The sequence below is a fragment of the Pseudomonas helleri genome (genome assembly GCF_045830615.1).
GTDB classification, from domain to species: Bacteria; Pseudomonadota; Gammaproteobacteria; order Pseudomonadales; family Pseudomonadaceae; genus Aquipseudomonas; species Aquipseudomonas helleri.
On record NZ_CP174501.1, the window covers coordinates 2,080,534 to 2,106,957 of the forward strand.

The 26,424-nt window shown below is 60.4% G+C and carries 19 protein-coding genes; 7 read left to right on the top strand and 12 right to left on the bottom strand.

Going from position 1 to position 26,424, the window contains the following annotated elements; translation table 11 throughout:
• Positions 1-84 precede the first annotated feature (84 nt).
• From ACJJU9_RS09385 to ACJJU9_RS09395, 3 genes are read right to left on the bottom strand one after another with little or no spacing between them, the layout of a single operon-like run.
• Positions 85-1,503, bottom strand: a complete 1,419-nt coding sequence (locus ACJJU9_RS09385) for an efflux transporter outer membrane subunit (RefSeq protein ID WP_407730539.1) — start codon at positions 1,501-1,503, stop codon at positions 85-87.
• Complete coding sequence (locus ACJJU9_RS09390) at positions 1,487-2,653, bottom strand: efflux RND transporter periplasmic adaptor subunit (RefSeq protein ID WP_153327450.1); 1,167 nt, start codon at positions 2,651-2,653, stop codon at positions 1,487-1,489. Before ACJJU9_RS09390 ends, ACJJU9_RS09385 begins: the two co-directional genes overlap by 17 nt.
• Positions 2,643-5,864 carry an efflux RND transporter permease subunit gene (locus ACJJU9_RS09395; RefSeq protein ID WP_407730540.1) on the bottom strand — a complete coding sequence of 1,074 codons (3,222 nt, stop codon included), beginning with the start codon at positions 5,862-5,864 and terminating at the stop codon, positions 2,643-2,645. The genes ACJJU9_RS09390 and ACJJU9_RS09395 overlap by 11 nt, the downstream gene beginning before the upstream one ends.
• 224 nt (positions 5,865-6,088) lie before the next feature.
• Here ACJJU9_RS09395 and ACJJU9_RS09400 point away from each other — a divergent pair, with 224 nt between their 5' ends.
• Positions 6,089-6,499, top strand: coding sequence for a hypothetical protein (locus tag ACJJU9_RS09400; RefSeq protein WP_048368958.1), 411 nt, complete (start codon positions 6,089-6,091; stop codon positions 6,497-6,499).
• A gap of 164 nt (positions 6,500-6,663) precedes the next feature.
• Here the strand turns inward: ACJJU9_RS09400 and mapR are convergent, their stop codons facing one another.
• Together mapR and ccoG are read right to left on the bottom strand one after the other, a co-directional pair.
• Positions 6,664-8,073 carry a GntR family transcriptional regulator MpaR gene (mapR, locus tag ACJJU9_RS09405; RefSeq protein WP_048388367.1) on the bottom strand — a complete coding sequence of 470 codons (1,410 nt, stop codon included), beginning with the start codon at positions 8,071-8,073 and terminating at the stop codon, positions 6,664-6,666.
• Between the two features lie 159 nt (positions 8,074-8,232).
• Positions 8,233-9,654 carry a cytochrome c oxidase accessory protein CcoG gene (gene ccoG / locus ACJJU9_RS09410; RefSeq protein WP_407730541.1) on the bottom strand — a complete coding sequence of 474 codons (1,422 nt, stop codon included), beginning with the start codon at positions 9,652-9,654 and terminating at the stop codon, positions 8,233-8,235.
• Between the two features lie 492 nt (positions 9,655-10,146).
• Here ccoG and glgB point away from each other — a divergent pair, with 492 nt between their 5' ends.
• Complete coding sequence (gene glgB / locus ACJJU9_RS09415) at positions 10,147-12,372, top strand: 1,4-alpha-glucan branching protein GlgB (RefSeq protein ID WP_407730542.1); 2,226 nt, start codon at positions 10,147-10,149, stop codon at positions 12,370-12,372.
• A 292-nt stretch (positions 12,373-12,664) separates the two neighbouring features.
• Here the strand turns inward: glgB and ACJJU9_RS09420 are convergent, their stop codons facing one another.
• The 6 genes from ACJJU9_RS09420 to ACJJU9_RS09445 form a co-directional block, all read right to left on the bottom strand.
• On the bottom strand, positions 12,665-13,465 hold the full coding sequence (locus ACJJU9_RS09420) for an endonuclease/exonuclease/phosphatase family protein (protein ID WP_123752165.1): 801 nt from the start codon (positions 13,463-13,465) through the stop codon (positions 12,665-12,667).
• 139 nt (positions 13,466-13,604) lie between these two features.
• Entirely contained in the window at positions 13,605-15,752 is a 2,148-nt protein-coding gene (gene glgX / locus ACJJU9_RS09425; RefSeq protein WP_407730543.1) for a glycogen debranching protein GlgX, read from the bottom strand.
• Between the two features lie 78 nt (positions 15,753-15,830).
• Complete coding sequence (locus tag ACJJU9_RS09430; RefSeq protein ID WP_048368964.1) at positions 15,831-16,064, bottom strand: DUF2934 domain-containing protein; 234 nt, start codon at positions 16,062-16,064, stop codon at positions 15,831-15,833.
• A gap of 17 nt (positions 16,065-16,081) precedes the next feature.
• Positions 16,082-18,163, bottom strand: a complete 2,082-nt coding sequence (malQ, locus tag ACJJU9_RS09435; RefSeq protein WP_407730544.1) for a 4-alpha-glucanotransferase — start codon at positions 18,161-18,163, stop codon at positions 16,082-16,084.
• Between the two features lie 65 nt (positions 18,164-18,228).
• Positions 18,229-19,797 carry a glycogen synthase GlgA gene (gene glgA / locus ACJJU9_RS09440; RefSeq protein WP_048368966.1) on the bottom strand — a complete coding sequence of 523 codons (1,569 nt, stop codon included), beginning with the start codon at positions 19,795-19,797 and terminating at the stop codon, positions 18,229-18,231.
• A 357-nt stretch (positions 19,798-20,154) separates the two neighbouring features.
• Complete coding sequence (locus ACJJU9_RS09445) at positions 20,155-20,595, bottom strand: DUF411 domain-containing protein (protein WP_407730545.1); 441 nt, start codon at positions 20,593-20,595, stop codon at positions 20,155-20,157.
• Positions 20,596-20,743: 148 nt separating this feature from the next.
• On the opposite strand from ACJJU9_RS09445, the gene ACJJU9_RS09450 reads away from it, so the two are divergent.
• Positions 20,744-21,523 carry an AraC family transcriptional regulator gene (locus ACJJU9_RS09450; protein ID WP_407730546.1) on the top strand — a complete coding sequence of 260 codons (780 nt, stop codon included), beginning with the start codon at positions 20,744-20,746 and terminating at the stop codon, positions 21,521-21,523.
• 89 nt (positions 21,524-21,612) lie between these two features.
• Complete coding sequence (locus ACJJU9_RS09455; protein WP_407730547.1) at positions 21,613-22,572, top strand: zinc-binding alcohol dehydrogenase family protein; 960 nt, start codon at positions 21,613-21,615, stop codon at positions 22,570-22,572.
• An 82-nt stretch (positions 22,573-22,654) separates the two neighbouring features.
• On the opposite strand, the gene ACJJU9_RS09460 is transcribed toward ACJJU9_RS09455, so the two are convergent.
• On the bottom strand, positions 22,655-23,194 hold the full coding sequence (locus tag ACJJU9_RS09460) for a DUF4946 domain-containing protein (protein WP_407730548.1): 540 nt from the start codon (positions 23,192-23,194) through the stop codon (positions 22,655-22,657).
• A gap of 227 nt (positions 23,195-23,421) precedes the next feature.
• Here ACJJU9_RS09460 and ACJJU9_RS09465 point away from each other — a divergent pair, with 227 nt between their 5' ends.
• The 3 genes from ACJJU9_RS09465 to ACJJU9_RS09475 all read left to right on the top strand — a co-directional run bounded on the left by ACJJU9_RS09465 (position 23,422) and on the right by ACJJU9_RS09475 (position 26,368).
• Positions 23,422-24,702: a serine/threonine transporter gene (locus ACJJU9_RS09465; protein ID WP_048368971.1), complete on the top strand. Its 1,281-nt coding sequence runs from the start codon at positions 23,422-23,424 to the stop codon at positions 24,700-24,702.
• A gap of 149 nt (positions 24,703-24,851) precedes the next feature.
• Positions 24,852-25,376, top strand: coding sequence for a sigma-70 family RNA polymerase sigma factor (locus ACJJU9_RS09470; RefSeq protein ID WP_407730549.1), 525 nt, complete (start codon positions 24,852-24,854; stop codon positions 25,374-25,376).
• Between the two features lie 17 nt (positions 25,377-25,393).
• A complete protein-coding gene (locus tag ACJJU9_RS09475) occupies positions 25,394-26,368 on the top strand; it encodes a FecR domain-containing protein (protein WP_407730550.1) in 975 nt (324 codons plus the stop codon).
• The last annotated feature ends 56 nt before the right edge of the window (positions 26,369-26,424 follow it).

Sequence of the window (26,424 nt, forward strand, 5' to 3'; positions counted from 1 at the left end):
TGCCCTGTAGGAGCGAGCTTGTCTCGCGATCTTTTAAAGATCAAAAGATCGCGAGACAAGCTCGCTCCTACAGAGATTTTTGATCTACAGCTGCCCCTCCCAACCACCCCCCAACGCGGTCAATAGCCCGACACTGGCTTGCAACTGCCGGGTGCGCAGGGCTTGTACCTGGCGTTCGGCCTGCAAGGCAGCGGTTTGCGCGGTCACTACATCCAGATAGCTCACGGCGCCTGCTTCATAGCTGTTGGTGGCCAGGGTCTGGGTGTGTTGCGCCGCATTGGCTGCGGCTTGTTCGTCGAGGTTTTCCTGTTGCAGGTCACGCAATTGCGCCAGGTTGTCTTCGACTTCGCGTACAGCGCGCAGCACTTGGCTGCGGTAGTGCGCAGAGGCTTCTTCGAACTCGGCTTTAGCCTGGCGCTCCTGGGCGTCTAGCCTGCCGCCGTCAAAGATAGGCAAGCTGACCAGCGGGCCCAACGCCCAGAAGTGGTTGCCCGCCGCCAGCAGATTGCCAGCGCCCTGATTCTGCCCGCCAAACAGGCCGGTCAGGCTGAAGTCGGGGTACCAGGCGGCCTTGGCCACGCCGATTTGCGCGTTGGCGGCAAATACCCGACGCTCAGCCGCCGCGATATCGGGGCGCCGTTGCAGCAGGGTGCTGGGCAGGGCTTGCGGTGGCTGCGGCAGGTTTAAGGTGTCGCTGCGCGCGGCCAGCTGGAATTGACTGGCGGGTACGCCCACCAGTTCGCCAATGGCGTGCTCGGTGAGGTTGCGTTGACCGCGCACATCGTCCAGTTGCGCTTCGGCCTGGGCCAATTGGTTCTGTGCGCGGGTCAGGTCCATTTCCGAGGCAATTTGCCCTTGATAACGTGCCTTGGTCAGGTCCAGGGCCTGGCGGTAATCGTCCAGCGACTTGGACAGGATGCGGCTTTGCGCATCCAGGCCATCGAGTTGAACGTAAAGGCCGGTCAGTTGCTTCTGCAAGCTCAAGCGTGCCACCGCCAGGTCATCGGCCGAGGCCTGAACCTGTGCGTCACCGGCGGCGACCTGATTGCGGATTTTGCCCCACAGGTCCAGATCGAAGCTCAGCGCAAAGCCTGCGGTGTTGCTGTTGTACACCGAAGGTTGGGTGCTGCCGCGCAACGGTCGGTTGTCCGATTGGCGCTGGCGCAAGGTTTGCTCGCTGGCGGTGATTTGCGGGAACAGCCCGGCATGCAACTGGCTGGCATACGCCTGCGCCGAATCGAAGTGCGCGAGGGCCGCCGCGAGGTCCGGGTTGGCGTTGAGCAAGCGCTGTTGCAGGTCGTTCAAGCGCTCATCCTGATAGGCGCGCCACCACTGTGGCGACACGCTGTCGCCCGGCTGCGCACTGTGCCACGGGCCATCGCTGGTCTGTTCGCGGTAGTGCTGCGGCAGGTCCAGCACCGGCGATTTGTACGTCGGAGCCAATGAGCAGCCTTGCAGCGCGAGTGCCAGCAGCAAGGCGCTGCGTTTAAGTTTTGGCGACATGAGGGGCTCCCGCATCGGCAAGTTTGACCGAGTCGCCGTCACGCAAAGAATCAGGCGGGTTATCGATAACGGTGTCAGTGGGTTTCAGGCCCTGGTCGATCACCAGTTTGTCGCCCAGGTCCATGCCGATATGAATGTCCTGCAAGTGCACGTGCTGCGCGGTGTCCAGCACGGCCACCTGGGTGCCCTGGGCGCGGAAGATCAACGCACTGGCCGGAATGCTGACGCCATGAGTGTCTGCCGGAATCGACAGGACCGCTTCGGCGTAGTCGCCGGGCAGCAGGGCGTCGTTGGGGTTTTGCACCACAAACTGTGCGGTCAGGGTGCCGGAGCGCCGGTCAATCGAGGTCGAGTTGCCGACCAGCGTGGCGCTGAAGGTTTGCCCCGGATGCTCAGGCACATTGAGTTGCACCTGCATGTTGGGGCGAATCACGCTGGCATAGTTTTGTGGCACCGGCACGTACAGGCGCAGTTGATGGGTGTCGGCAATGTCGAACAGTTCCGGGTCGCTGTCGGTGTCGGCCTTCACCAGTTGGCCAATGTCGGTGTTGCGCGCGGTGATAGTCCCGGCAAAGGGCGCGCGGATGGTCTTGTAGTCTTCCAGCGAAGACAGCCGTGCATAGTCCGCTTCGGCGGCCTGCGCGTTGGCTTTCGCCGCAGCGGCGTTGGACAGCTTCTCGTCAGCTTCCTGACGCGACACCGAATGGCTGTCCACCAGGTTTTGCCAGCGCGTCGCGGTGGTCGCCGCGAGCTTGGCATTGGACTGCTCTTGCAGCATATGTGCGTGAGCCTGTGCCAGTTGCTGGTCAAGATCGGGGCTGTCAATCACCGCCAATACCTGACCGGCCTTGACCTTGCTGCCGATGTCGCTGGTCCAGCTTTTCAGGTAACCGTTCACCCGTGCGTGAATCGGCGCCTTGCTCCAGGCTTCCAGGTGCGCGGGCAGGCGCAGGGTGTCGCCGTGGGCGTTTTGCAAAGGCTGGAACACGTTGACCACGGGCAGGGCGGCGGCTTCGGTCCAACCGACCACCGCCTGCTCATGCCGGCTGCGCGCGGCGAGGCCATTGGCGACCAGCAGCGCGGCCAGTGTCAGGCCGCCGATGCCCAGCAGCATCAGGCGCTTGCGCGAAGGTTTTTGATCAGACGACATGGGTAGTTTCTCCAGCAGCAGCGCGATTTTTTTCACGGCCGTGCACCAGGCTGAATACCACGGGCACGAACAGCAGGGTGGCGACGGTTGCCAGCATCAGACCACCGATCACGGCGCGTCCGAGCGGGGCGTTCTGTTCTTCCGAGATGGCCAGCGGCAGCATCCCGATCATCATCGCCAGGGCGGTCATGCACACCGGGCGGAAACGGGTGTAGCCCGCTTCAAGTGCAGCCTTGAGGGCATCGCCGTGAACGGCCAGGCGCTCTCGACAGAAGCTCACCACCAGGATCGAGTTGGCGGTGGCCACGCCCATGCACAAGATCGCACCGGTCAAGGCCGGGACCGACAGCGAGGTGCCGCTGAGGAACAGCATCCACACGATCCCGGCCAAGGCGGCGGGCAGGGCGGTGATGATCACAAACGGGTCAAGCCAGGACTGGAAGTTGACCACGATCAGCAGGTAGATCAGCACCACCGCACCCAGCAGACCAAAACTCAGGCCGCTGAACGCCTCATGCAGCGCGTCGATCTGGCCGTGCAGGGAGATGATCGCGCCTTTGGGGCGCAGGTCAGACGCACCGTCGATGACCTTTTGCACATCCGCTGCCACCGAGCCCAGATCGCGGCCCTGAATGTTGGCGTACAGGTCCAGGGTGGGCTGGATGTTGTAATGCGTGACCACCGCCGGGCTGTCCACTCGGTTGATGGTTGCCAGCCCGCCGAGGATCGCTGACTGGCCATTGCTGCCGGTCACCGGCAAGGCTTCCAGGGTTGGCAAACTGTCGAGGCGATACTGCGGCGTGGCGGCTACCACACCATAAGACACGCCGTTCTGCGGGTTGAGCCAGAACGTCGGGGCCACCTGCGAGCTGCCGGCCAGCGAGGCCACCATGCTGTTGGTCACGTCGCGTTCGGTGATGCCCAGGCCATTGGCCCGCAGACGGTCGACCTTGACTTGCAGTGACGGGTAACCCACGGACTGCTGGATGCGCAGGTCGGCAATGCCCGGTACATGTTGCAGGCGCCGTTGCAGTTCCAGGGCGTAGGCCCGGTTGGCCGCGTCGTCACGCCCGGAAATCTTCACGTCCAGCGGCGCCGGAGCACCGAAGTTGAGGATCTGGCTGCTGATGTCGGCGGGCATGAAGGCGAACTGGCTGCCGGGGAAACTCTCGGGCAAGGCTTCGCGCAAGCGTTTGACATACTCGGCGGTCGGGCCGTGATTGGCTTTGAGGGTGACCTGGATATCGCCATCCTGCGGGCCAATGGTGCCGCTGCTGCTGTACGCCATGTCGATACCGCTCAACGGGATGCCGATGTTATCGATGATGGTGTCCAGTTGATCAGCCGGGATGATCTCGCGAATGCGCGATTCGATATGGTCAAACGCCGCGGCGCTTTCTTCGATCCGCGTCCCCAATGGCAAGCGCACGTGCAAGGCCAGCGCGCCGGCATCGGTTGCCGGGAAGAAGTCCTGGCCCAGGGTCGGGAGCAAGACAAAGGACGCCAGCACACAGGCCATGAAACCGAGCAAAAAGCGTTTGCGATTGGCCAGCGCCAGTTCCAGCACGCCGTAGTACGCATCGCGCACAGCCGAGAAGCGCCGTTCAAAACCTTGCTGGAAGTTCAGCAACGCACGCACTGGCGCCGAATGTTTTGGGGTCGGCTGATCACCCTCGTGATGGTTGATGTAGCCGTCTTCCGGGTGATGCCCGGGGCCTTGCTCAGGGTTGTGTGGCTTGAGCAAAAACATCGCCAGGGTCGGCACCAGGGTCCGCGACAGGATGAACGAGCTGCCCATCGCAAAAATCACCGAGAGTGCCATGGGGCGGAACAGGTAGCCGGCAATGCCCTGCAACATGAACATCGGCACAAACACGATGCAGATACACAGCAGTGAGACAAACGCCGGGCCAACGATCTGTTTGGCGCCATCGAGAATCGCCTTGCGCACCGTCTTGCCTTGCTCAAGGTGCCAGTTGATGTTCTCGATGGTCACCGTCGCATCGTCGACCAATATCCCCACCGCCAGTGCCAGCCCTCCGAGCGTCATCACGTTCAGGGTTTGCCCGGTGGCCGCCAGCAGGGCAATCGCCGAGAGCACGGCCAAGGGGATCGACACGGCAATGATCAGGGTCGAACGCCAGCTGCCAAGGAACAGCAGAATCATGGCGCTGGTGAGCAGGGCGGCAATGATCCCTTCCTGCGCCACGCTGCCCACTGACTGTTTCACGAACACCGAAGCGTCACCCAGCAATGAAGTTTTCAGCGAGGGTGGCAAGGTTTCATTGATGCGCGGCAGCATCCCGCGAATCCCGTCGACAATCGACAGGGTCGAGATATTGCCGTTCTTCAGCGCGGGCATGAGCACGGCGCGATGGCCGTCGACCCGCACGATGTTGGTTTGCGGCGGCGAACCATCCCGCACGTGGGCCACTTGGCCAATGGTGATCAGCGCACCGTCAACGGTCTTGATGGGCAAGTCGTTGAGCTCATCAATCGCTGTGGGGCTGTTGTTCAGCATCACGGTGTATTCGTAAGTGCCGAGCTTGGCCGTGCCCACCGGAATGATCTGGTTCTGCGCGGCCAGCGCGTTGCCCACGTCTTGCGCCGACAGGCCTTTGGCGGCAAGGGCCTGCGGGTCGAGGTCAAGGGTGATTTGGCGCTGCTTGCCGCCCATGGGCGTTGGCATGGCCAGGCCGGGCAGGGCGCTCAGGGGCAAGCGAATGTTGTTCTGCACCAGGTCGCGAATTTTCGCTTCCGAGAGCGTCGGGCTGGAAAACGCCAGTTGCAGGATCGGCACCGTCGACGCGCTGTAGTTAAGAATCAGCGGCGGGGTAATGCCAGGCGGCATCTGCTTGAGTACGGTTTGTGACACGGCGGTCACTTGCGCGTTGGCCGTGCGGATATCGACGCCCGGCTGGAAGAAGATCTTCACAATGCCCATGCCGGGTAAAGATTGAGACTCGATGTGTTCGATATCGTTAACGGTGGTACTCAATGACCGTTCGTAGGTGTAAATAACTCGACCTGCCATGTCGGCAGGCGCCAGCCCTGTGTATTGCCACACCACGGCAACTACGGGGATACCGATGTCAGGGAACACATCCGTCGGGGTGCGTAAGGCCGCGAGAGGCCCGATGATGCAGATAAAAATCGCCAACACGATAAACGTGTAGGGCTTGTGCAGTGCGGTCTTTACCAGCCCGAGCATGCCTGAACCTCCGAAGGAGTGAAAATTGCAAACACGGGCAGTCTTACCGTCACACCTTAACTTTCAGCTTTCACCAACATGAAGGTTGCGTTAGTAAAGTCCTTAAACTCCCTTCACCTAGATTCATTGGGCTAGAGCGGTTTACGGGGCCAAGCTTGGAACCACTCGACGGGTTGACTCTCGGCCAGTCGCACTCTTTGGTTCCCTGTGTGAGGCATACCGTAATGAACCTTAAACCACTGCTGCTTATCCCGACCCTTAGCTTGGCCCTGCTGCTGACAGCGTGTGCCGGCCCCATGCCAAAGCAAGACCCGGGTGAAGCCTGGATTGGTTTGCAGGAAGAAGGTAACAGCGACCTGATGGCCGAGCGCGTAGACGGCAAGAACATCAATGATGGCCGCTACTTTGAAGTCACCCCGGGCGCCCACAAGCTGGACGTGACCTTATATGAAGGCGCCACCGGTGATGAAAACGAGGTGGATTGCCAGGGCAATGTCAACTACCAGAACTTCAAGGCGGGCGAGCGCTACAAGCTGGTTGAGTCGAGCCTTGGCACTCACGTAAGCGCCACTTTGGTGGATGCAAGCGGCAAAGAAGTGGCCCACACCGCCGACTTCAACTGCATGCCGGGCTAACCCCCGCTGTCTGTAGTCGCTGACGAGGCACGAAGGCTGCGATCGAGTGCGCAGCAGTCGTAAAACCTGAACCCTCGGTGGGTCAGGCACACCGGGTAAAAAGGGGTTGCGACGGCTGCGCCGCCGATCGCAGCCTTCGTGCCTCGTCAGCGACTACAGGGTAGTTAAAAAGAACGAACGATCTTGCCCAGGGTTTCCATGGCCTTTTCAGTGGTTTCATCCCACGGGCTGCCGTAGTTCAAGCGGATGCAATTTCTAAAGCGCTGGGTCGCCGAGAAAATCGGCCCCGGCGCAATGCTGATGCCTTGGGCCAAAGCCATCTGGAACAGTTTGAGCGAGTCCATCTGTTCAGGCAGTTCAAGCCACAAAAAGTACCCGCCCGCCGGTTTGCTGACCCGGGTCTGCGCCGGGAAATACCGCGCAATCGCCGCCAGCATCGCGCTTTGCTGGTCTTCCAAGGCATCGCGCAGGCGCCGTAGGTGGCGGTCGTAGCCGCCGTGCTGCAAGTAATCGGCAATCGCCGCCTGGGCGGGCATCGACGGGCACAGCGAGGTCATCAATTTAAGCCGTTCGACCTTCTGCGCAAAACGCCCGGCGGCGACCCAGCCAACCCGATAACCCGGCGCCAGGCTTTTCGCGAACGAGCCGCAATGCATCACCAGCCCTTCGGTATCAAAGGCTTTGGCCGGTTTTGGCGCGTGCTGGCCGAAGTACAGCTCGGCGTACACGTCGTCTTCAATCAGCGGCACCTGATGCTCACGCAACAGCTCGACCAGCGCCTGCTTTTTGGCTTCGGGCATGGTCGCGCCAATCGGGTTTTGAAAACTGGTCATGCTCCACACGGCTTTGATGGAGTGCCGTTCGAGGGTATGGGCCAGTGCGTCGAGGTCCATGCCGTCACGCGGGTGCACAGGGATTTCCACGGCCTTGAGCTTGAGCCGCTCCAGCACTTGCAGGCAGGCGTAAAAGGCCGGGGCTTCAATGGCCACCAGGTCGCCGGGTTCGGTCACTGCTTGCAGGCACAGGTTCAAGGCTTCCAGCGCGCCGTTGGTGATCAGCAATTCCTCCATGGGCAGCATCAGGCCGCCGACCATATAACGCAGGGCAATCTGGCGACGTAATTGCGGGTTGCCCGGCGACATGTCGGTGACCACCATGCGCGGGTCCATTTCGCGGCTGGCGGTGGCCATGGAGCGGGCCAGACGTTGCAGCGGAAACAACATCGGGCTGGGGAAGGCCGAGCCGAACGGTACGGTGTGCGGGTCTTTGATGGAGTCCAGCACCGAGAACACCAAATCACTCACATCGACCTGGGTGGACTCGGTGGGGTGGCTGCTGACTTCCGGCTCGGAAAACGGACTGGGCGCGTGAGTGTTGACGAAATACCCCGAGCGCGGCTTGGCGCGAATCAGTCCACGGCGTTCGAGCAGGTAGTAGGCCTGGAATACCGTAGACGGGCTCACGCCGTAGGTCTGGCTGGCATAGCGCACCGAGGGCACGCGCTGGCCGGGGCCGAGCACGCCTGCGCGGATCAGTTCAGCAATATCGTCAGCAAATTTTTCGTAGCGTTTCATGGGCAAGACTCGGTGCGACGTGATTCAAAACGGAATTCTGCGGGTACTGCACTGTAGGAGCTGGCGCAGCCTGCGATCTTTTGATTTTTTAAAGATCGCAGGCTGCGCCAGCTCCTACGGGATCATTTGCCAGCCATGGCAGGCTGGCAGTCTACTGATTTAACGATTTATCGGTGCAACAAACCGGCTTTGGGCCACGCTGCGCACGCCGGGGTCTGCGGTGTCGGTGACCACAAACTCAAGGGTCTGCGAGCTGCTTTTCGGTCGTTCGGCCAGTAAAGCGACAGACACGGGCACTTCAGCAATTTCGCCAGGGGCCAGGGTCAGCTCGGTCTTGCCGTTTAACTGGAAGTCTTCGCCCTGTTGCAGCGCCACCCGGTAGTGCTGTGGCTGCTGGGTTTTGTTAATGATCTTGAGGCTGTAAATGTTCTCGATCTGGCCCAGGCTGTTCTCGCGAAACAGGCCCCGGTCCTTGATGACATCCAGTGACACCATCGAACGTTGGTTCAAGGCAATGACCAAGGCGCCGATCATGACTACCAGAACCGCAGCGTAGCCAATCAGCCGGGGCCGCAGCAGGTGGGTTTTGCCGCCCTGCAATTCATGTTCAGAGGTGTAACGCACCAGGCCGCGTGCATAGCCCATTTTGTCCATCACCGAATCGCAGGCATCGACACAGGCGGCGCAGCCAATGCACTCCATCTGCAAGCCGTCCCGGATGTCGATCCCGGTCGGGCACACTTGCACGCACATCGTGCAATCAATGCAATCGCCGAGCCCGGCCTGCGCCGGTTCAACTCCACGTTTGCGCGGGCCACGGCTCTCGCCACGGCTGGCGTCATAGGCAATCGCCAGGGTGTCTTTGTCAAACATCACGCTCTGAAATCGTGCATACGGGCACATGTGCATGCACACCGCTTCACGCAGCCAGCCGGCGCTGAGGTAGGTTGCACCGCTAAAAAACACCACCCAGAACAAACTGATGCCGGCTATCTCCAGGGTCAGCAACTCGGCGGCCAGCGGCCGGATAGGGGTGAAATAGCCGACGAAGGTCAGCGCGGTCATCACACTGATCGCCAGCCACAGCGCGTGCTTGGCCGTACGCCGGGCAATTTTGTTGATGCGCCAGGGCGCGGCCTGCAGTTTGATGCGTTGGTTTCGGTCACCTTCAGTGACTTTTTCACACCACATAAACAGCCATGTCCAGATGCTTTGCGGGCAGGTGTAGCCGCACCACACCCGACCTGCAAACACCGTGATCGCAAACAGGCCAAAGGCCGCGATGATCAACAGCGCCGACAGCAAGATGAAATCCTGCGGCCAGAACGTCGCGCCGAAAATATGGAACTTGCTCTCGGACAAGTCCCAAAGCACCGCCTGACGGCCATCCCAATGCAACCAGACCGTGCCGAAAAACAGTAAAAACAAAAAGCCGCTGCCCGCGATCCGAATCGAACGGAACAGCCCGGTAAAACTGCGGGTGTGGATCTGTGCGTCGGCAGGCTTGTTTTTTCTCGGTGCAGCGCGGTCAGGCGACGCTGCAACAGGGTCAAGTCTGTGCACGGGAATGTGTCTGCTCATGGTCTTTCGCTCATCAGCCTCCATCAGGCCAAAGCACTATCCCCCGCAAACTGTTTGCATAACAGGCTCAGCTGGCTGATTAAAAAGCAGATCAGAGAGGTTTTTTGGCAGGCTGCGACACTCTACCGCAGCTGGGTCAGGTCGCGATTTGCTTGACGTGTACGGGCATGGCGCTTGTCAGATGAACTGATCTTGATCACGTGCACTGAAGCCACCGATCAACGGCATGGGCTTCAGGCTCCGCCCAGTGGTTTGAACTTTAACCCTGGCGTTGCGCTCGTAACCCTGCACGCAGTATGGGTATAAGAGTTGCAGGTGTTTTGCCATGACACCGCTGGCGCGAGGTGTTATCCAACGCAGGTCGAGCGCCGGGCGATACAGATACGCCAACCACGACTAGGCTAGGAACTGACTGCGAGTTGTAGGTACAGCTCAGGGAATGGTTCAGCGGCATGCAGCGTCATGCGTAACCTTTAGCGTACGGAGAGCAGCATGAGTTCGAGTGGGCAGGCAGGTGGGGGTAAGGACGCGCTGTTACCCGAGATTGCGGACATTCAAGCACTGGTCCGGGCCGAGCATCCGGACCCGTTTTCAGTCTTGGGCCCGCATGCGGATGGCAAAGGCGGTCAGTTAATTCGGGCGTTTCTGCCTGGAGCGGTGAGTGTTCAGGTGCTGGCGCGCGAGGGGCAAGCGCTGTTGGGCAGTCTTGAGCAGGCTCAAACCCCAGGCTTGTTTGTGGGGCATTTTGTGCAGGCGCAGGCGTATCTGTTGCAGGTCGATTGGGGCGATGCTCAGCAAATTAGCGAAGATCCCTACAGTTTTGGCCCGCTGCTGGGTGAGATGGATCTGTATTTGTTCGCAGAAGGCAATCATCGTGATTTGAGCCATTGCCTGGGAGCACAACAGACACACGTTGACGGGGTGCCAGGCGTGCGTTTCGCGGTGTGGGCGCCGAATGCGCGGCGGGTGTCGGTGGTGGGTGATTTCAACGGCTGGGACGGACGCCGTCACCCGATGCGCTTGCGCCATCCGAGCGGGGTGTGGGAGCTGTTTGTGCCACGTTTGCTGGCCGGTGAAGCGTACAAGTACGAAATACTGGGGGCACAAGGGATTCTGCCGTTAAAGGCCGACCCCATGGCGCTGCAGACTCAGTTGCCGCCGCTCACCGCGTCCATCGTGGCGGCGCCCTTGAACATTGACTGGCAGGACGCTGACTGGATGCACGCCCGTGCGCAGCATCAGCGTACTGATGCAGCGTTGTCTATTTATGAGCTGCACGTGGGCTCGTGGCAGTGTGAAGTCGATGACGTGGGGGATGTGTCGCGTCAGTACGGATGGCGCGAGTTGGCCGAGCGCTTGATCCCTTACGTGCAGCAGCTGGGTTTTACCCATATTGAACTGATGCCGATCATGGAGCATCCGTTTGGCGGGTCGTGGGGTTATCAGCCGCTGTCGCAGTTCGCCCCCAGCGCCCGGTACGGCTCGCCAGAAGACTTCGGTGCTTTTGTGAATGCCTGCCACGTGGCCGGGATCGGGGTGATTCTGGATTGGGTGCCCGCGCACTTCCCCAATGACACCCACGGCCTGGCACAGTTTGACGGCACCGCGCTGTATGAATATGCCGACCCGCGAGAAGGCTTCCATCAAGACTGGAACACCTTGATCTACAACCTGGGCCGCACTGAAGTGCACGGTTTTATGCTGGCTTCGGCCTTGCACTGGCTCAAGCATTATCACGTTGACGGTTTGCGGGTCGATGCGGTGGCCTCGATGCTGTACCGCGACTATTCGCGCAAGGCCGGCGAGTGGGTGCCGAACATTCACGGCGGCCGGGAAAACCTCGAAGCGATCGACTTTTTGCGGCACCTCAACGACGTGGTCGCGCTGGAAGTCCCCGGCGCGCTGGTCATTGCTGAAGAGTCAACGGCCTGGCCCGGCGTTACCCAAGGGACCGAGCAGGGCGGCCTGGGCTTCTCGTACAAATGGAACATGGGCTGGATGCATGACTCGCTGCATTACATTCAGCAAGACCCGGTGTACCGCGCCCACCACCACAACGAGTTGAGCTTTGGCCTGGTGTACGCCTGGCACGAGCACTTCATCCTGCCGATTTCCCACGACGAAGTGGTACACGGCAAGCACTCATTGATCGACAAAATGCCCGGCGACCGCTGGCAAAAGTTCGCCAACCTGCGGGCTTACTTGAGCTTTATGTGGGCGCATCCGGGCAAAAAGCTGCTGTTTATGGGCTGCGAGTTCGGCCAGTGGCGCGAGTGGAACCATGATGAGCAACTGGACTGGTACTTGCTGCAATACCCTGAACACCGGGGTGTGCAGAAACTGGTCAGTGACCTCAACCAGTTGTACCGCGAAGAGCCGGCGCTGCATGAGCAGGACGACGTGCCGCAAGGGTTTCAATGGTTGATTGGTGACGATGCGACCAACAGCGTCTTCGCCTGGTTGCGCTGGAGCAAAGCCGGCAAGCCGGTGCTGGTCGTCGCCAACTTCACCCCCGTACCCCGTGAAGCCTACCGCGTGGGCGTACCCGAGGCCGGGACCTGGCACGAGATCATCAACAGCGACGCCGGGGTCTATTCGGGGTCCAACTACGGCAATGGCGGCGGCGTGAGCACTGACCCGCAACCGAGCCACGGCCAGGAAGTGTCACTGGCCCTGAACCTGCCGCCGTTGGGGGTGTTGATACTGCGGGCTGAATGAGTTGGATCGGTCTGCTGTTGTAGGAGCTGCCGCAGGCTGCGATCTATTGACGGTTAAAAGATCGCAGCTTGCGGCAGCTCGTATCAAACATAAAATAAGTGATTGATTCTAAAGGCCCTGTAGGAGCGAGCTTGCTCGCGATCTGTTGATCTTGATCTAAGAGCCCCCTCACCCTAGCCCTCTCCCGAAGGAGAGGGAACCGATTGGGGGTGCTGAAGATTCTCGCTGTCCTGTTTGCTGCGCGACAGCGCGGCGTCGAAGACGGGGCGGCAGCTCCTACGGGTGCGGGTGTTTACAAATGCACTTCAACCGCCAGCGGCAAATGGTCCGACAGGTGCGTCCAGGGCTTGTTGCCCAGAATGATGGGCTCATGCCCGGTGGCATTGCGCAGGTAGATCCGGTCAAGCCTTAACAAAGGCCAGCGCGCCGGGTAGGTCTTGGCCAATTGCCCGTGATGGCGCTCAAACACTTCATGCAAATCATCCCGCTGCGCGAGAGCGGCGTTGCCTTGCAGCTTCCAGTCATTGAAATCACCGGCAATGATCACCGGCTCATGGGGCGGCAGGGACTTGAGCAGTTGGTGAAGCAGTACGATTTGTAGCTGGCGATGGCTTTCGAGCAAGCTCAAATGCACACAGATCGCATGTACGTTGTCATGCCCCGGTACGTCCAGCACGCAATGCAGCAAGCCGCGCCGTTCAGGGCCGGTGATTGAAACGTCGAGGTTGCGCGACGATTTGATCGGGTATTTGGACAGCAGTGCATTGCCGTGATGCCCGTTCGGGTACACCGCATTGCGGCCGTAGGCAAAGTCGGTCCACATGCTGTCGGCGAGAAATTCGTACTGCGAGGTTTTCGGCCACTCTTCATAGCGCGAGGCATGTTTCTCATGCTCACCGAGCACTTCTTGCAAAAACACCAGGTCCGCTGATGTGCTGCGCACCGCTTCGCGCAGCTCAGGCAGGATGAAGCGGCGGTTGAACGCGGTGAAGCCCTTGTGGGTGTTGACGGTCAGTACTTTGATTCGGTGCACGGCAGGCTCGGGTACCGAGGCTATGGGCGCCCGAGTGTTGCCGACTACATCAATGGTCATGGTCGCTCCTGTCCTTTTAGGCGGCATGCCGCATGTCAATCACAGGGTTATAGCTTAAGGAATGGGGACGTGACTGATGTTTATCAAGCTTTGCGTAATTAGCCACGCACGTGTCTGGCACGGGCGTGGCTGACGGTTTTTAAGACGCCTTGGCGTGTTGCAGTTCAAGCAGCACCAATGAGCGGCCGGTCACGCTGTAGGGCGTGTTGAATGCCAGGGCGGGCGAGCTTTTGAGTTCTGGATCGGTGGTGTCGAGCTTGCACACCCAACTGCCCCCATGGTCGACTTCGGGCAAGTTGAAGTCCAGGGTGTCGTGGCCCGCATTGACGATGATCAGCAAGGTGGCATCGGCCCCGGATTTCTGTACGCCGGAGATTTGTGTGCGGCCATCGAGCAGCATGCCCAGGCAACGGTTTTGCGCGTCCTCCCAGTCTTGGGTGGTCATCTCATTACCCGCCGGGGTGAGCCAGGTGACGTCCTTGACCCCGGGCTGTTCGCTGCTATGCCCCACCAGAAACACCCCGCGGCGCAAGATCGGGTAGTGCAGGCGCAGCTTGATCAGGCGTTTGACAAAGGCCAGCAGCGTTTTGGCGGGCTCGTCCAGTTCCCAGTTGACCCAGCCGATTTCGCTGTCCTGGCAATACGCATTGTTGTTGCCGTGCTGGGTGCGGGCGAACTCGTCACCGGCCACCAGCATGGGCGTGCCCTGGGCCAGCAACAAGGTGGCCATGAAGTTGCGCATCTGGCGCTGGCGCAGCGCGTTGATCTCGGGGTCGTCGGTGGGGCCTTCGACACCGTGGTTCCATGACAAGTTGTTGTTGCTGCCGTCCTGGTTGTTTTCGTCGTTGGCTTCGTTGTGCTTGTCGTTGTACGACACCAGATCGTTAAGGGTGAAGCCGTCGTGGGCGGTAATAAAGTTGACGGACGTATAAGGGCGGCGCCCGCGTCGGTTGAACAGATCGGCGGAGGCGGTCATGCGCCCGGCAAACTCGGCCATTTGCCCTTCATCGCCTTTCCAGAACGCCCGCACATTGTCGCGAAAACGGTCATTCCACTCAGCCCAGCCGGGCGGGAAGCCGCCGACCTGATAGCCGCCGGGGCCGCAGTCCCAAGGCTCGGCAATCAGCTTGACCTGACGCAGCAGCGGGTCCTGGCGGCAGGCCACCAGAAAGCTGTGGCGCTCATCAAAACCATCGTGATAGCGGCCCAAAATGGTCGCCAGATCGAACCGGAAGCCATCGACGTGCATCTCGCCGGCCCAGTAGCGCAGCGAGTCGGTGACCATCTGCAAGACGCACGGGTGGCTCAGGTCGAGGGTGTTGCCGGTGCCCGAATCGTTGATGTAGAAGCGCTTTTCATCGGGCATCAGCCGGTAATAGGAGGCGTTGTCGATACCACGCATGGACAGGGTCGGGCCTTGTTCATTGCCCTCAGCGGTGTGGTTGTAAACCACGTCCAGAATCACTTCCAGCCCGGCCTCATGCAGGTGCGCGACCATTTCCTTGAACTCGGCAATTTTGCCGCTGGCCAAGTAGCGCGGGTCGGGCGCGAAAAAGCTCAGGGTGTTGTAGCCCCAGTAGTTGGTCATGCCTTTTTGCAGCAGGTGCTGATCATTGACGAAGCCGTGGATCGGCAGCAGCTCGACACTGGTCACGCCCAGGTTGCGAATGTGCTTGATCACCTCATCGACCATCAGCCCGGCAAAGGTCCCGCGCACCGCCTCGGGCACCGCCGGGTGGCGCATGCTGATCCCGCGCACATGGGTTTCGTAAAAGATCGTGCGCTCCCACGGCACGCTGATGCGGTGGTCATGGCCCCAGGTGTGGGCCGGGTCGATGACTTTGCACTTGGGCACAAAAGGGGCGCTGTCGCGCTCGTCAAAACTCAGGTCGGCATCCGGGTGGCCAATGGTGTAGCCAAACAGCGCCTCGGACCATTTGAGTTCGCCCACCAATTGCTTGGCATAGGGGTCGATGAGCAATTTATGGTGGTTGAAACGGTGGCCGTTTTCGGGATCGTACGGGCCGTACACGCGATAGCCGTAGACCTGCCCCGGGTGCGCATCGGGCAGGTAGCCATGGAAGGTTTCGTCGGTGTATTCGGGTAGTTCGATGCGTTCCAGTTCGACTTCACCCGCAGCGTCGAACAGACACAGTTCAACCTTGGTGGCGTTGGCGGAAAACAGCGCGAAATTGACCCCCAGTCCATCCCAGGTTGCCCCCAGCGGGAAGGGCAGACCTTCTCGAATGCGTGAGGGCTGCGGTGCTGCTGACGTGCTCGTGCTCATGGTCGCTCCTTGATAAGTGCCGGTGCTCAGGCGTTTCTCAACGCCGTGCATAATCCATCGCGTTCACTGCCGATGGCTTCAAGACCCCGCAGGTTTACGTGGTGCCCGCGGCTTTTTCTCGGCAGGGGGTTTGGGCTTGGCTGGCGCTTTGGGTTTGGCCGCTTTCGGCGCCGGTTTAGTCGGTGCCAATGCTTCGGCCTGGGCCAGCTTGCGGGCCATTTCCCAGTGCCGATCATGCTGGCCATCAGGCCTGCCTTCGGACTCCCAGATCTGGTAGGCAAACTCACGGATACGCTTATCGTCGTGACTCATGGCAATGGCTCCTCGGGTTATCGGTCTCGTTCATGGGCCTGCAAACGTGCGCAGGCGAGTAACTCGAAGCGCCGCGTTGCATCCAGGGTGTCCAGCAGGGTGTTGCAATCTGCCGGCAAGCGGCGGCACCAGTTGGGGTGGCCGCTGACAGTGCCGGGCAGGTTGGCCTGTTCCTCCAGGCCTAATGCATCTTCGATGGGCAGCAGCACCAGTGGTGCGCGGGTGTGGCCGAGAAAACGGATACTCGCGTCCAGCGTGGGGGCGTTGCCCAGGGTTTCTTCCTGAAAATTCTGCGGGTCCTGGCGCAATGCACGGTCCAGCCCTTCGCATTCACGCTGGCGGTTGCGCCGCCAGTCATTGGCGGTGACCGGGTCGATCAGGTTAAGGCGCTCGTTCCAGTCAATGTCGCGGCCTTGCAGCCAGCCGTTGAGCGTTGGCAGGTCATGGGTGCTGGTGGTGGCGAGGGCGTCATCCGGCCAGGCCAGGATGGGCTTGAAGTGCGCGCCGTAGTCCTGCTCGAACAACAACACGCGCATGCCGAGAATGGCCCGTTCGCTGAGCTTTTCACGCAGGCCTTCAGGGACCGTACCCAAGTCCTCACCCAAGACGATGGCTTGATGGCGCACCGATTCCAGGGCGACCAGACGCAGCAGGTCATCCACCGGGTAATACAAATAAGCACCCTGGTCGGGCGAGGCGCCCAGCGGGATGACCCACAAGCGTTGCAGCCCCAGTACATGGTCAATGCGCAAGCCACCGGCATGAGCAAAGTTGGCGCGCAGCATTTCGATAAAGGCGCGGAAGCCGCTGCGTTTCAGGCCCTCGGGCGAGAAGGCCGAGATACCCCAGCCTTGCCCTGCGCGGTTGAGCAAGTCGGGCGGGGCGCCCACCGTCAATTGCGCCAGCAGTTCATCCTGACGGCACCAGGCCTGGCTTCCCGCACCGTCGGCACCCACCGCCAGGTCGGCGATCAAACCGATGGCCATGCCGCTGGCCCGCGCCGTGGCTTGTGCGCGGTCGAGGGTTTGCGCGATCAGCCACTGGCAGAACGCGTAGTAGGTGATGAGGTGCTGGTGCTCTTCGGCAAAGCGCAGCAGGGCCGGACTGTCCGGGTTGCGTAACTGCTCGGGCCAGTCGCGCCAGTCGAGGCTGCGTTGCTCGGCGGCGCTGACCGCTTGCAAGGCCTCGAAGCGGCAGTGGTTCTCCAGTGCTTCGCCGCCGATGTCGCGAAAGCGCTGAAAATCACTGAGCAGTGGCGAGTCTTCAGTGATGAAGTCTTCGTAGAGCTGGCGCAGCAACGTCTGTTTGGCGTGGGTCGCCGCAGGCCAGTCGATCAGCGGCAACTGCTCAAGGCGATCGAGTTCGTCTTTTAGCCCTGTGGCTTCAATCGCCCGGTCGACGGCATCGCCGCCCAGAATGCTCGCGGGTGTTGCGTACAGGCAGTTGAGAAACAGACGGCTGGAGGGCGAGTACGGGCTGTAGTGTTTCGGCGCGCTGCTGAACATCGCATGCAGCGGGCTGATGGCCAGTGCGTCGGCACCCCGTTCGCCGGCGGCCTGTAGCAGCACTTCAAGCGCCCGGGTATCGCCAAAGCCGCCATCACCGGTGCGGCGCAATGAATACAGCTGCACGCTCAAGCCCCACGTTCTGGGCGTTGACTGTTGCAGGGCATCGGCAATGCTGAAGCATTTGGCCGGTGCCACGGCCAGGGTAAAAAGCTGCTCCTCGACCTGCACCCGGTGATACCCGACAGGAATCATGCCCGGCAGCATGGCGTCGGCATCCAGCTGGATGGGCAATGAGCCGCCGTTTTCCAGGTACACCGTGCAATGGCTGTGGGCGTGGAAATACCGCGACAGGTCCAGTGCCTTGCCCACGTCAGCGGTGAGCAAGGGCGGCAAGCGTTTGTTTTGTTGCTCCAGCTGCAAGTTGAGCAAGCTGGTTTCAATGGCCTCAGGGCTGTCGGCTGGCAGCCCCAAACCGGCCAGAATGGCTTCCAGCACCGGTCGCGTAACCCTTTGCGGTTGGCCGTTGGCATCAATCCAGTCAACGGCCAGTCCGGCTCGGCCGGCGAGTATTTCCAATTGCGCTTCGCTCATTGGCGGGCTCCCTTGAAGGCTGGCGAGTGGCTATCGAACGTCGGGCAAATCAGGCTGCTGCGGTGTTAAAACTTGCTGGTACGCACCATGGACTGCGCCACCAGGCGCTCATAAAGCTCGGCGTAGGGCTCCACGGCTTTGCACCAATTGAACGGTGCCGCCATTGCACGGCAGCGCATGGCGTTCATAAGCTCGGGGTAGGCGAAGACCTTGAAGGCGCGGGTCAGGGCCTCGGTGTAGCTTTCGACGGTGGACTCATCGAATAAAAAGCCGGTGACGCCATTTTCAATGGTGTCGGCCAAACCGCCGGTATTGCGCGCCACCGGCAGCGAACCAAAGCGTTGCGCGTACATCTGGCTCAGGCCGCAGGGCTCATAGCGCGAGGGCATCAATAAAAAGTCACTGCCGGCAAACATGCGCCGGGCATCGGCCTCGTTGAAGCCAATGCGCACGCCGATTTGCCCTGGAAAGCGCAGCCCCAGTTCACGCATGGCCTGTTCTTCTTCGGGCTCGCCGCGACCAATGATGCAGATCTGCCCGCCCGAGGCGACGATGAAATCGGCCACTGCTTCAGTCAGGTCCAGGCCCTTTTGATAGACCAGCCGCGACACCACGGCGAACAAAGGCCCGGCAGACGGTTGCAGGCCAAACAAGTCGCGCACGTAAGCGGTATTGACCGCCCGGCCTTCCCAGTCACCGATGCTGAACGGCGCGACCAGGTGCGGATCGGTCGAGGCTTCCCACGTGTCATCGATGCCGTTAGGGATGCCGCTGAGCAAACCTTGCTGGGTTTTGCTGGCCAAAAAGCCATCCAGCCCGCAGCCAAAGGCCGGGGTGGTGATTTCCTGGGCATAGGTCGCGCTGACGGTGGTGATGTGGCTGGCATACGCCATGCCCGCCTTGAGATACGACAGCTTGCCGTAAAACTCCATGCCGTCCTGTTGTAAGGCATGGGGTGGAATGCCCAATTCCGGGCAGCATGCGCGGCTGAATACACCCTGGTAGGCCAGATTATGAATGGTAAACAGCGTGGGCGTGCGTTGGCCGCGCCAGTGCATATAAGCCGGGGCCAGGCCGGCTGGCCAGTCGTGGGCGTGCACCAAATCGGGCTGCCAGTGGATCTGCGCCAGGTTGGCGGCGATATCAGCGGCGGCCAGGCCCAAGCGGGCAAAACGGATGTGGTTGTCGGGCCAGTCACGGCCATTATTGGCGCCGTAGGGCGTGCCTTCGCGCTCGTACAGTTCCGGGCAAATCAGCACATAGATGACCAAGCCGTCTGCGAGGTCCATACGCCCGATTTTGCACGGTGGCAGCGCGGCATGGCCGCCGAGTTCTCCAATAATGTGGATCGGGTTATCGCTGTGCAGCACTTGCCGATAGCCAGGGATCAACACCCGCACATCGTGCAAATGGCGCATGGCCCGGGGCAGGGCGGCTGAGACATCGCCAAGGCCACCGGTTTTGACCAGGTCTGCCAGTTCGGAGGTCACGAACAGGACTTTCTTTTTATTGGGGTTGGTATTCACCACTGGCGGTACAGCCTTACCCGCAGGTGCCAACCCGGAGAGCGTGATCGAAGACGCCGCTGGCGGATTTAGCCGTTCGTCTTGATGTGGAGCAGCAGCACTGATCATGACTCTCTCCCGTTGTACTTATTTGAGCTGCTATCGGCCTTGGGGCCAGTCAGCCTCCGCTTTCAGATTGATAAAGTTCACCTTGGCCACAGGCATAAAAGGTGAAAAAAGTGCTGCAAGGAATGCACCAAGCAGGCAGCCCTGTATCAGGTTGACCTGTCAGAGGGGTAGAAGGTTCGCTTTGTTTAAAACGACGTCGCGAGTTGTATACACGACAGCGATGAGTGTAGGAGAGATGCCGCAAGGGGCTAGGCGAGATTGCAAGAATATTGGGTGATGAGGACTTTTCTGACAAACAGCAGGAGCGAGCTTTAGAGCTCAAAAGACCGCGCTCGCTCCTGCTGGCTTATGCGGGGGTTACGGGTATTCAGCAACCACTTCATCACGGCCGTCGTTTCGCAAGCCAATCACCTGGAAAGCGTCTTTGCGGTCGCCCATTTCCATGCCCGGCGAGCCCATCGGCATGCCCGGAACCGCAATACCTTTCAAATCATGCCGCTTGCTCAGGGCAATCACCTGCTCGGCCGGCACGTGACCTTCAACGAATTTACCGTTGATCACCCCGGTGTGGCACGAAGCCAGCCGTGGTTGTACACCGAGCTCTTGTTTGACGCGGCTCATGTCGTCTTCAACGTGGTCATTGACCTTGATGCCATTGGCTTGCAGGTGCGAGATCCAGGCCTTGCAGCAACCGCAGTTGGCATCGCGGTGTACGTCTATGGTCAATTGTTCAGCAGCGTTGGCGAATGACGTAATAAAGAGCGTGGAGAGTGCAAAAATACGTAACGGGTTCTTCATTGATGACCTCTTGATGAAATAACTCAGCCTGGACTGCGCGGCCTGTCAGGCAACTGATGTTCAGATGACAGTTTTGTCAGGTGCCGACACTTTAGGCGCAAACACGCTGATGTAACATGCCCGCTTAATTTTCTGACGTGAACTGCTTATGGCTCTTGCTGCCCCGCCTGATTTGTCTGACCCCGCCGTGCCGGTACAGCCGCTAGCGCGCACCTACCCGCGTGGTTTGTACATTGAGCCGCATCAACATGAATGGGGCCAGTTGTTGTATGCCATGAGCGGCGTGATGTGGGTGGATACCCCGGATGAAGCCTTGGCCGTGCCGCCGCAGCGGGCGGTATGGCTGCCACCGGGCGTGCCCCACGGGATTCGCGTGGTGTCGGATTTACAGATGCGCAATCTGTATTTGCCCCAAGTCACGGCGCGCACGCTCGACAGTCATGTGCAAGTGCTGGAAGTCGGGCGGCTGTTGCGCGAGTTGATCATCAATCTGGTGGATCAGCCCGACGCGCCACCGGCCTACACCGACGCGTTGCTTAATCTGACCTTGCTTGAGTTGCAGCGCGCCCGGCGCACGTTGCTCAAGGTGCCGATGCCTGATGCTGCGGATCGGCGGCTGCTCAATCTGTGCCAATCGGTAATGGCCAACCCGACGCTGGACATCGCCTTTGAACAGCATGCCGACCATGCCGGGGCCAGCGTGCGTACGTTGGCGCGGTTGTTTCAGACGGAGCTGGGCATGGGCTTTGCGCAATGGCGGCGCCAGGTGCAGTTGGCCACGGCGGCGGCGGAGCTGATCCAGGGGGTGTCGGTGAGCCAGATCGCCCGTTCGCTGGGGTATTCGCCGAGCAGCTTCAGTGACATGTTCCGCCGCGAGCTGGGAGTTACACCGTCTTTATATGGGCAAGGCCACCTGTCAGACGCTTGAATCTGGCCGCCAGGCAGAAGGGTTTGACCGATGCGCGGCGTTTGCCGGTCATAGACTCATGGCCATCTCACTGACCTGGAGGCTAGAACATGAAGGCGCTGCAATTTTCCAATACCGGTGATCTGGCCGCCTTGCAGGTGGTCGACGTGCCCACCCCGACGCCAACTGCTGACCAGGTGCTGGTGCAGGTCAAGGCCGCCGGTTTGAACCCCAGCGATGTCAAGAACGTGCTGGGGCGTTTCCCTTACACCACCTTGCCGCGGATTCCGGGGCGCGATTTTGCCGGTGTCGTCGTTGAGGGGCCTAAAGAACTGCTGGGGCAAGCGGTCTGGGGCACCGGCAAGGACCTGGGATTTAACCGTGACGGTTCCCACGCTGAGTATTTGACCCTGCCCGCCAGTGGCGTCGCGCACCAACCTGAGGCATTGAGCTTTGTACAGGCCGCCAGCATGGGCGTGCCTTACACCACGGCCTGGGATGCCTTGCAGCGCAGTGGCGTAGTGGCCGGTACGCGTTTGCTGGTGATCGGCGCCAATGGCGCGGTGGGCTCGGCCACCTTGGGCCTGGCAAACGTGCTGGGCGCGCAGGTGTTGGCTGCCGTGCGTCGCCCTGAGCAGGCGCGCGTGCTGCGTGAGCAGGGTTATGAGGTGATCCTGCTCACGCAGCCCGAAGCATTGGCGAGCGAGGTCAATGCGGTGTTTGCCGGGGGCGCCGACGTGATTTTTGACACCACCGGTCACTGGCTGCCGGCCGCGGTGCCAGCGCTGGCGGTGTTTGGTCGGCTGGCCATTATTGCCGCGCCACTGGACGGGCACGTGCAACTCCCGGCGCTGGCGCTGTACCGCAAAGGCGGCTCACTGATTGGCGTCAACAGCCTTCTCTATAGCAGCACCGAGTGCGCACGCATGCTCAATCAATTTGGCCAGTACTTCGATGAAGGCTTACTGCCCGCACCCCGCGACCTTGAACAAGCCCCACTGGTGCAAGGGCTGGTCAGCTACGCTGAAGTCAACGCCGGGGCGAGCACCAAAGTGGTGCTGATTCCATAACTGATCAACCTGTAGGAGCGAGCTTGTCTCGCGATCTTTTGATCTTTTAAAAGATCGCGAGGCAAGCTCGCTCCTACAAGGTTTACGGCTGCGTCTGGCCCAATCGCAAGCTGGCGCGGATCCCCTGGACTTCAGGCTCGTTGGCTTTGTATCCGTCAGCCGGGCCCGCGTAGGAGAGGGCGTAAGCGCTTTGGCCCTGAGTCGCTGCGACAAGGGTCTGGGTGATCACGTGGTTGCCGTTTTGGGTGATTTTGCAGGTGGTCTCCAGCGCTTTCAGGCCGCCCAAGGTGCTGGGGTGGATTTTGTTACAGGCACTCTGATAACCCCCTTGCGCGAAGTTCTTCTGCAAGGTCTTGCGCATTTCCAGCAACACCGCGTCCATGTTCACCTGGTGCTCAGGCGCGAGGGTCGACTGGGTCAGTTCCATGACCATCTGCGGGTCACCATTGGCGTCGTTTTTCACCGCTCGCTGGCGTTGAACGGTAGTGTCGGCCTCGGCCGGCACGGCCTGGACGTCCCAGCCACCTGGCCAGGTGATCATCAAACTGTCGGCGTTGGCCGCAGGCAGCGACAGGGCCAGCAGCAGTCCGGCAAATGCGGTGTAACGGTGACAAACAGTCATGGGCAACAGGCCTTGAGCGCAGGTTTCGAAAGGCTATAGTGTATCAATTGGTGTCAAAGTCTTGCTTTAGTGTGATCAATCATTTTCACCATTCCTCAGCTAAACCTTTGCTTCTTATGTCTAATCCCGGACAATCGCGGCCCTCTTATGGCTGGGGCGTGGTCAGTAAGGTGTGTTTTGTCCGCCCCGGCTGCGTGGTAACGACCGGCTAGCGGAGATTTGACCGGATGAATGACCAGGCTAACAGCGTCGATGAACGCTTTGACGACGCGACACCTGCGACCCTCAGTCGCTGGAACCGCCACGATACTACCTGGATGCTGGGCCTGTTTGGCACGGCCATTGGCGCGGGTACTTTGTTTTTGCCCATCAACGCAGGCATTGGTGGCTTTTGGCCGCTGCTGATCCTGGCGCTGCTGGCATTCCCCATGACGTTTTATGCGCATCGCGGCCTGACCCGTTTTGTACTGTCCGGTCGTGAAGGCTCAGACATCACTGACGTGGTGGAAGAACACTTCGGCCTGACAGCCGGAGCGTTGATCACGCTGCTGTATTTTCTGGCGATTTTCCCGATTCTACTGATCTACAGCGTGGCGCTGACCAACACGGTCGGCAGCTTCATGCTCAATCAGTTGCACATCACGCCGCCGCCCCGGGTCATTTTGTCGTTGGTGCTGATCCTCGGCTTGCTGACGGTGGTGCGCTGCGGCGAACAAGTGATCGTCAAGGCCATGAGTATGATGGTTTACCCGTTCATTGCCGCGCTGCTGTTTCTGGCAGTGTTTTTGATCCCGCACTGGAACGGCGGCATTCTGGCCACGGCCAGCACCCTGCCGGAGCCATCGGCCTTGCTGCACACCCTGTGGCTGGCGATCCCGGTGATGGTGTTCTCGTTTAACCATTCACCGATCATTTCGGCTTTTGCCGTTGATCAAAAGCGCCGTTACGGCGCCAGTGCCGATGAGCGCAGCTCGCAGATCCTCTCGCGCGCGCACCTGCTGATGGTGGTGATGGTGCTGTTCTTCGTGTTCAGCTGCGTGCTCACGCTGTCCCCTGAACAACTGGCCGAAGCCAAGGCGCAGAACCTGTCGATCCTGTCTTACCTGGCCAACCACTTCAGCAACCCGACCATCGCCTTTGCCGCGCCGCTGATTGCGTTTGTGGCGATTGCCAAGTCCTTCCTGGGGCACTACATCGGTGCCAATGAAGGCCTCAAAGGGCTGATCCTCAAAACCGGCAAACGTCCGGCAGGCAAAACCCTGGAACGCCTGACGGCGGCCTTCATGCTGTTGGTGTGCTGGGCGGTTGCGACCCTCAACCCCAGCATTTTGCGCATGATTGAAAGCTTCGGCGGCCCGGTAATTGCGGCCATCCTGTTCCTGATGCCGATGTACGCGATTCGTCGTGTGCCGAGCATGCGTCAGCACGCGGGCAAAATCTCCAACGTGTTTGTCACCGTGGTCGGCCTGGTGGCGATTTCGTCGCTGGTCTACTCGCTGATCCCTTGATCCAGGGCCTGTCGCTGCCGTTCTGCGCGGCGACAGGCTACTGATTAATCGTCTCTTGTTGTGCAACGCTTGAGTCTGGGCTGCACTCTGAATACTATTGCGACAAATTCCTATTCGCATTTTATTTACAGTGTGCATCGAGGGCTCTTGTGTCGTCATCACCGTCCAACTCATCGCTGCTACACACCGACGTTCGCAATCTGTATAGCGACCATCACCACTGGCTGGTGAATTGGCTGCGACGGCGGCTGCGCAATGCCGAGAATGCGGACGACATGGCGCAGGACACTTTCCTTTATGTACTCGGCAAACCGGAGCAGGTAGCGCAGTTGCGTGAACCGCGCGCCTGGCTGAGCAGCATTGCCAAAGGCTTGATGATTGACCGTTATCGTCGTCAGCAGGTGGAACAGGCGTATTTGCAGGCGCTTGCGCACGTGCCTGAACAGGACATGCCGTCACCTGAAGAACGCTTGATCCTGCTGGAAACCCTGACCCGTATCGATGCCTTGCTCGATGGCCTGAAACCCAACGTACGCACTGCCTTTTTGCTGTCGCGGCTCAAAGGCTTGGGCTATCAGGCGATTGCCGAGCGGTTGGGGGTGAGCGTGAGTTCGGTCGAGAAGTATATGGCGACGGCGATTCGTCATTGCTTCCTGGCGCGTGCGGCCCTGTGAGCGGGGGCAACGGCGCCATGTCGGGTTCTGTCGAGTTTTCATCCGAGGTGCTGGATGCGGCGATTAACTGGCTGGTGAAAACCCAGTCCGGGGCTGCGGATCCGCAGGTGCATGCAGCCTGCCAGCAATGGCGCGCCGCGCATGTTAGCCATGAGGCGGCCTGGCAAGCCCTGCAAGTGACCGAGTCGACTTTTCGCCAGGCGTCAGCCTTATCGGGGCGGGTGGCGCTGGACACCTTGAGTGGCAGCGGTCGGCTGCGCTCACGGCGTCAAGCGCTCAAGGTCCTTGGGCTAGGTGTGCTGGGCGCCGGGGCGGGAGGGCTTGTTTGGCAACAACAACCGTGGCGCACCTTTGGCGCTGACTATGCGACCGCCGTGGGCGAGCGCCGGGTGTTTAATCTGACCGATGGCACACGCCTGCAACTCAACACCGACAGCGCTGCGGACGTTGTCTTCAACGAGCAACAGCGTTTGATTGTGTTGCGTGACGGCGAAATTTTTATCCGTACCGGTAAAGACGCTGACGCCTCGGCCGGGCGCCGACCGTTTTGGGTGCACACCCGTGAGGCGCGGTTACAGGCCATTGGCACCGCCTTTGACGTGCGCCAGGAATCTGGCCGTACCCGGCTGATGGTTGAAGAGGGCGTGGTGGCTATCCATCTGCCAGCGGCGCAGCCGGTGTTGGTGCCGGCGGGCAAGGAATATGTGATCGATGGGCAATCGGCCCGTTTGCAAACCTCCTCGGCCTTGCACGTCAGCAGTTGGACGAGCGGGGCGCTGGTGGCGAAAAACATGCGCCTGGAAGACTTGGCGGCCGAACTGTCGCGTTATCGCCAGGGCTGGTTGTTGTGCGATCCCGCGGTCAGTGATTTGCGCGTGTCCGGGGTGTTTCAACTCGAGCACATCGACCAGGCATTGCAGGGCTTGAGCCAGACGCTGGCGGTGCGCATCGAGCGCAGAACGCGGTTCTGGACGCGGATTGTGGCGGTTTAGCCAAGATCAAAAGATCGCGCGGCCAGCTCGCGCCTGTGTCAATACGAATAATTATC

Excerpts from the sequence above, each read along its gene's own strand:
- ACJJU9_RS09385 (WP_407730539.1), bottom strand. The coding sequence starts at position 1,503 with ATGTCGCCAAAACTTAAACGCAGCGCCTTGCTGCTGGCACTCGCGCTG.
- ACJJU9_RS09390 (WP_153327450.1), bottom strand. The coding sequence starts at position 2,653 with ATGTCGTCTGATCAAAAACCTTCGCGCAAGCGCCTGATGCTGCTGGGC.
- ACJJU9_RS09395 (WP_407730540.1), bottom strand. The coding sequence starts at position 5,864 with ATGCTCGGGCTGGTAAAGACCGCACTGCACAAGCCCTACACGTTTATC.
- ACJJU9_RS09400 (WP_048368958.1), top strand. The coding sequence starts at position 6,089 with ATGAACCTTAAACCACTGCTGCTTATCCCGACCCTTAGCTTGGCCCTG.
- mapR (WP_048388367.1), bottom strand. The coding sequence starts at position 8,073 with ATGAAACGCTACGAAAAATTTGCTGACGATATTGCTGAACTGATCCGC.
- ccoG (WP_407730541.1), bottom strand. The coding sequence starts at position 9,654 with ATGAGCAGACACATTCCCGTGCACAGACTTGACCCTGTTGCAGCGTCG.
- glgB (WP_407730542.1), top strand. The coding sequence starts at position 10,147 with ATGAGTTCGAGTGGGCAGGCAGGTGGGGGTAAGGACGCGCTGTTACCC.
- ACJJU9_RS09420 (WP_123752165.1), bottom strand. The coding sequence starts at position 13,465 with ATGACCATTGATGTAGTCGGCAACACTCGGGCGCCCATAGCCTCGGTA.
- glgX (WP_407730543.1), bottom strand. The coding sequence starts at position 15,752 with ATGAGCACGAGCACGTCAGCAGCACCGCAGCCCTCACGCATTCGAGAA.
- ACJJU9_RS09430 (WP_048368964.1), bottom strand. The coding sequence starts at position 16,064 with ATGAGTCACGACGATAAGCGTATCCGTGAGTTTGCCTACCAGATCTGG.
- malQ (WP_407730544.1), bottom strand. The coding sequence starts at position 18,163 with ATGAGCGAAGCGCAATTGGAAATACTCGCCGGCCGAGCCGGACTGGCC.
- glgA (WP_048368966.1), bottom strand. The coding sequence starts at position 19,797 with ATGATCAGTGCTGCTGCTCCACATCAAGACGAACGGCTAAATCCGCCA.
- ACJJU9_RS09445 (WP_407730545.1), bottom strand. The coding sequence starts at position 20,595 with ATGAAGAACCCGTTACGTATTTTTGCACTCTCCACGCTCTTTATTACG.
- ACJJU9_RS09450 (WP_407730546.1), top strand. The coding sequence starts at position 20,744 with ATGGCTCTTGCTGCCCCGCCTGATTTGTCTGACCCCGCCGTGCCGGTA.
- ACJJU9_RS09455 (WP_407730547.1), top strand. The coding sequence starts at position 21,613 with ATGAAGGCGCTGCAATTTTCCAATACCGGTGATCTGGCCGCCTTGCAG.
- ACJJU9_RS09460 (WP_407730548.1), bottom strand. The coding sequence starts at position 23,194 with ATGACTGTTTGTCACCGTTACACCGCATTTGCCGGACTGCTGCTGGCC.
- ACJJU9_RS09465 (WP_048368971.1), top strand. The coding sequence starts at position 23,422 with ATGAATGACCAGGCTAACAGCGTCGATGAACGCTTTGACGACGCGACA.
- ACJJU9_RS09475 (WP_407730550.1), top strand. The coding sequence starts at position 25,394 with ATGTCGGGTTCTGTCGAGTTTTCATCCGAGGTGCTGGATGCGGCGATT.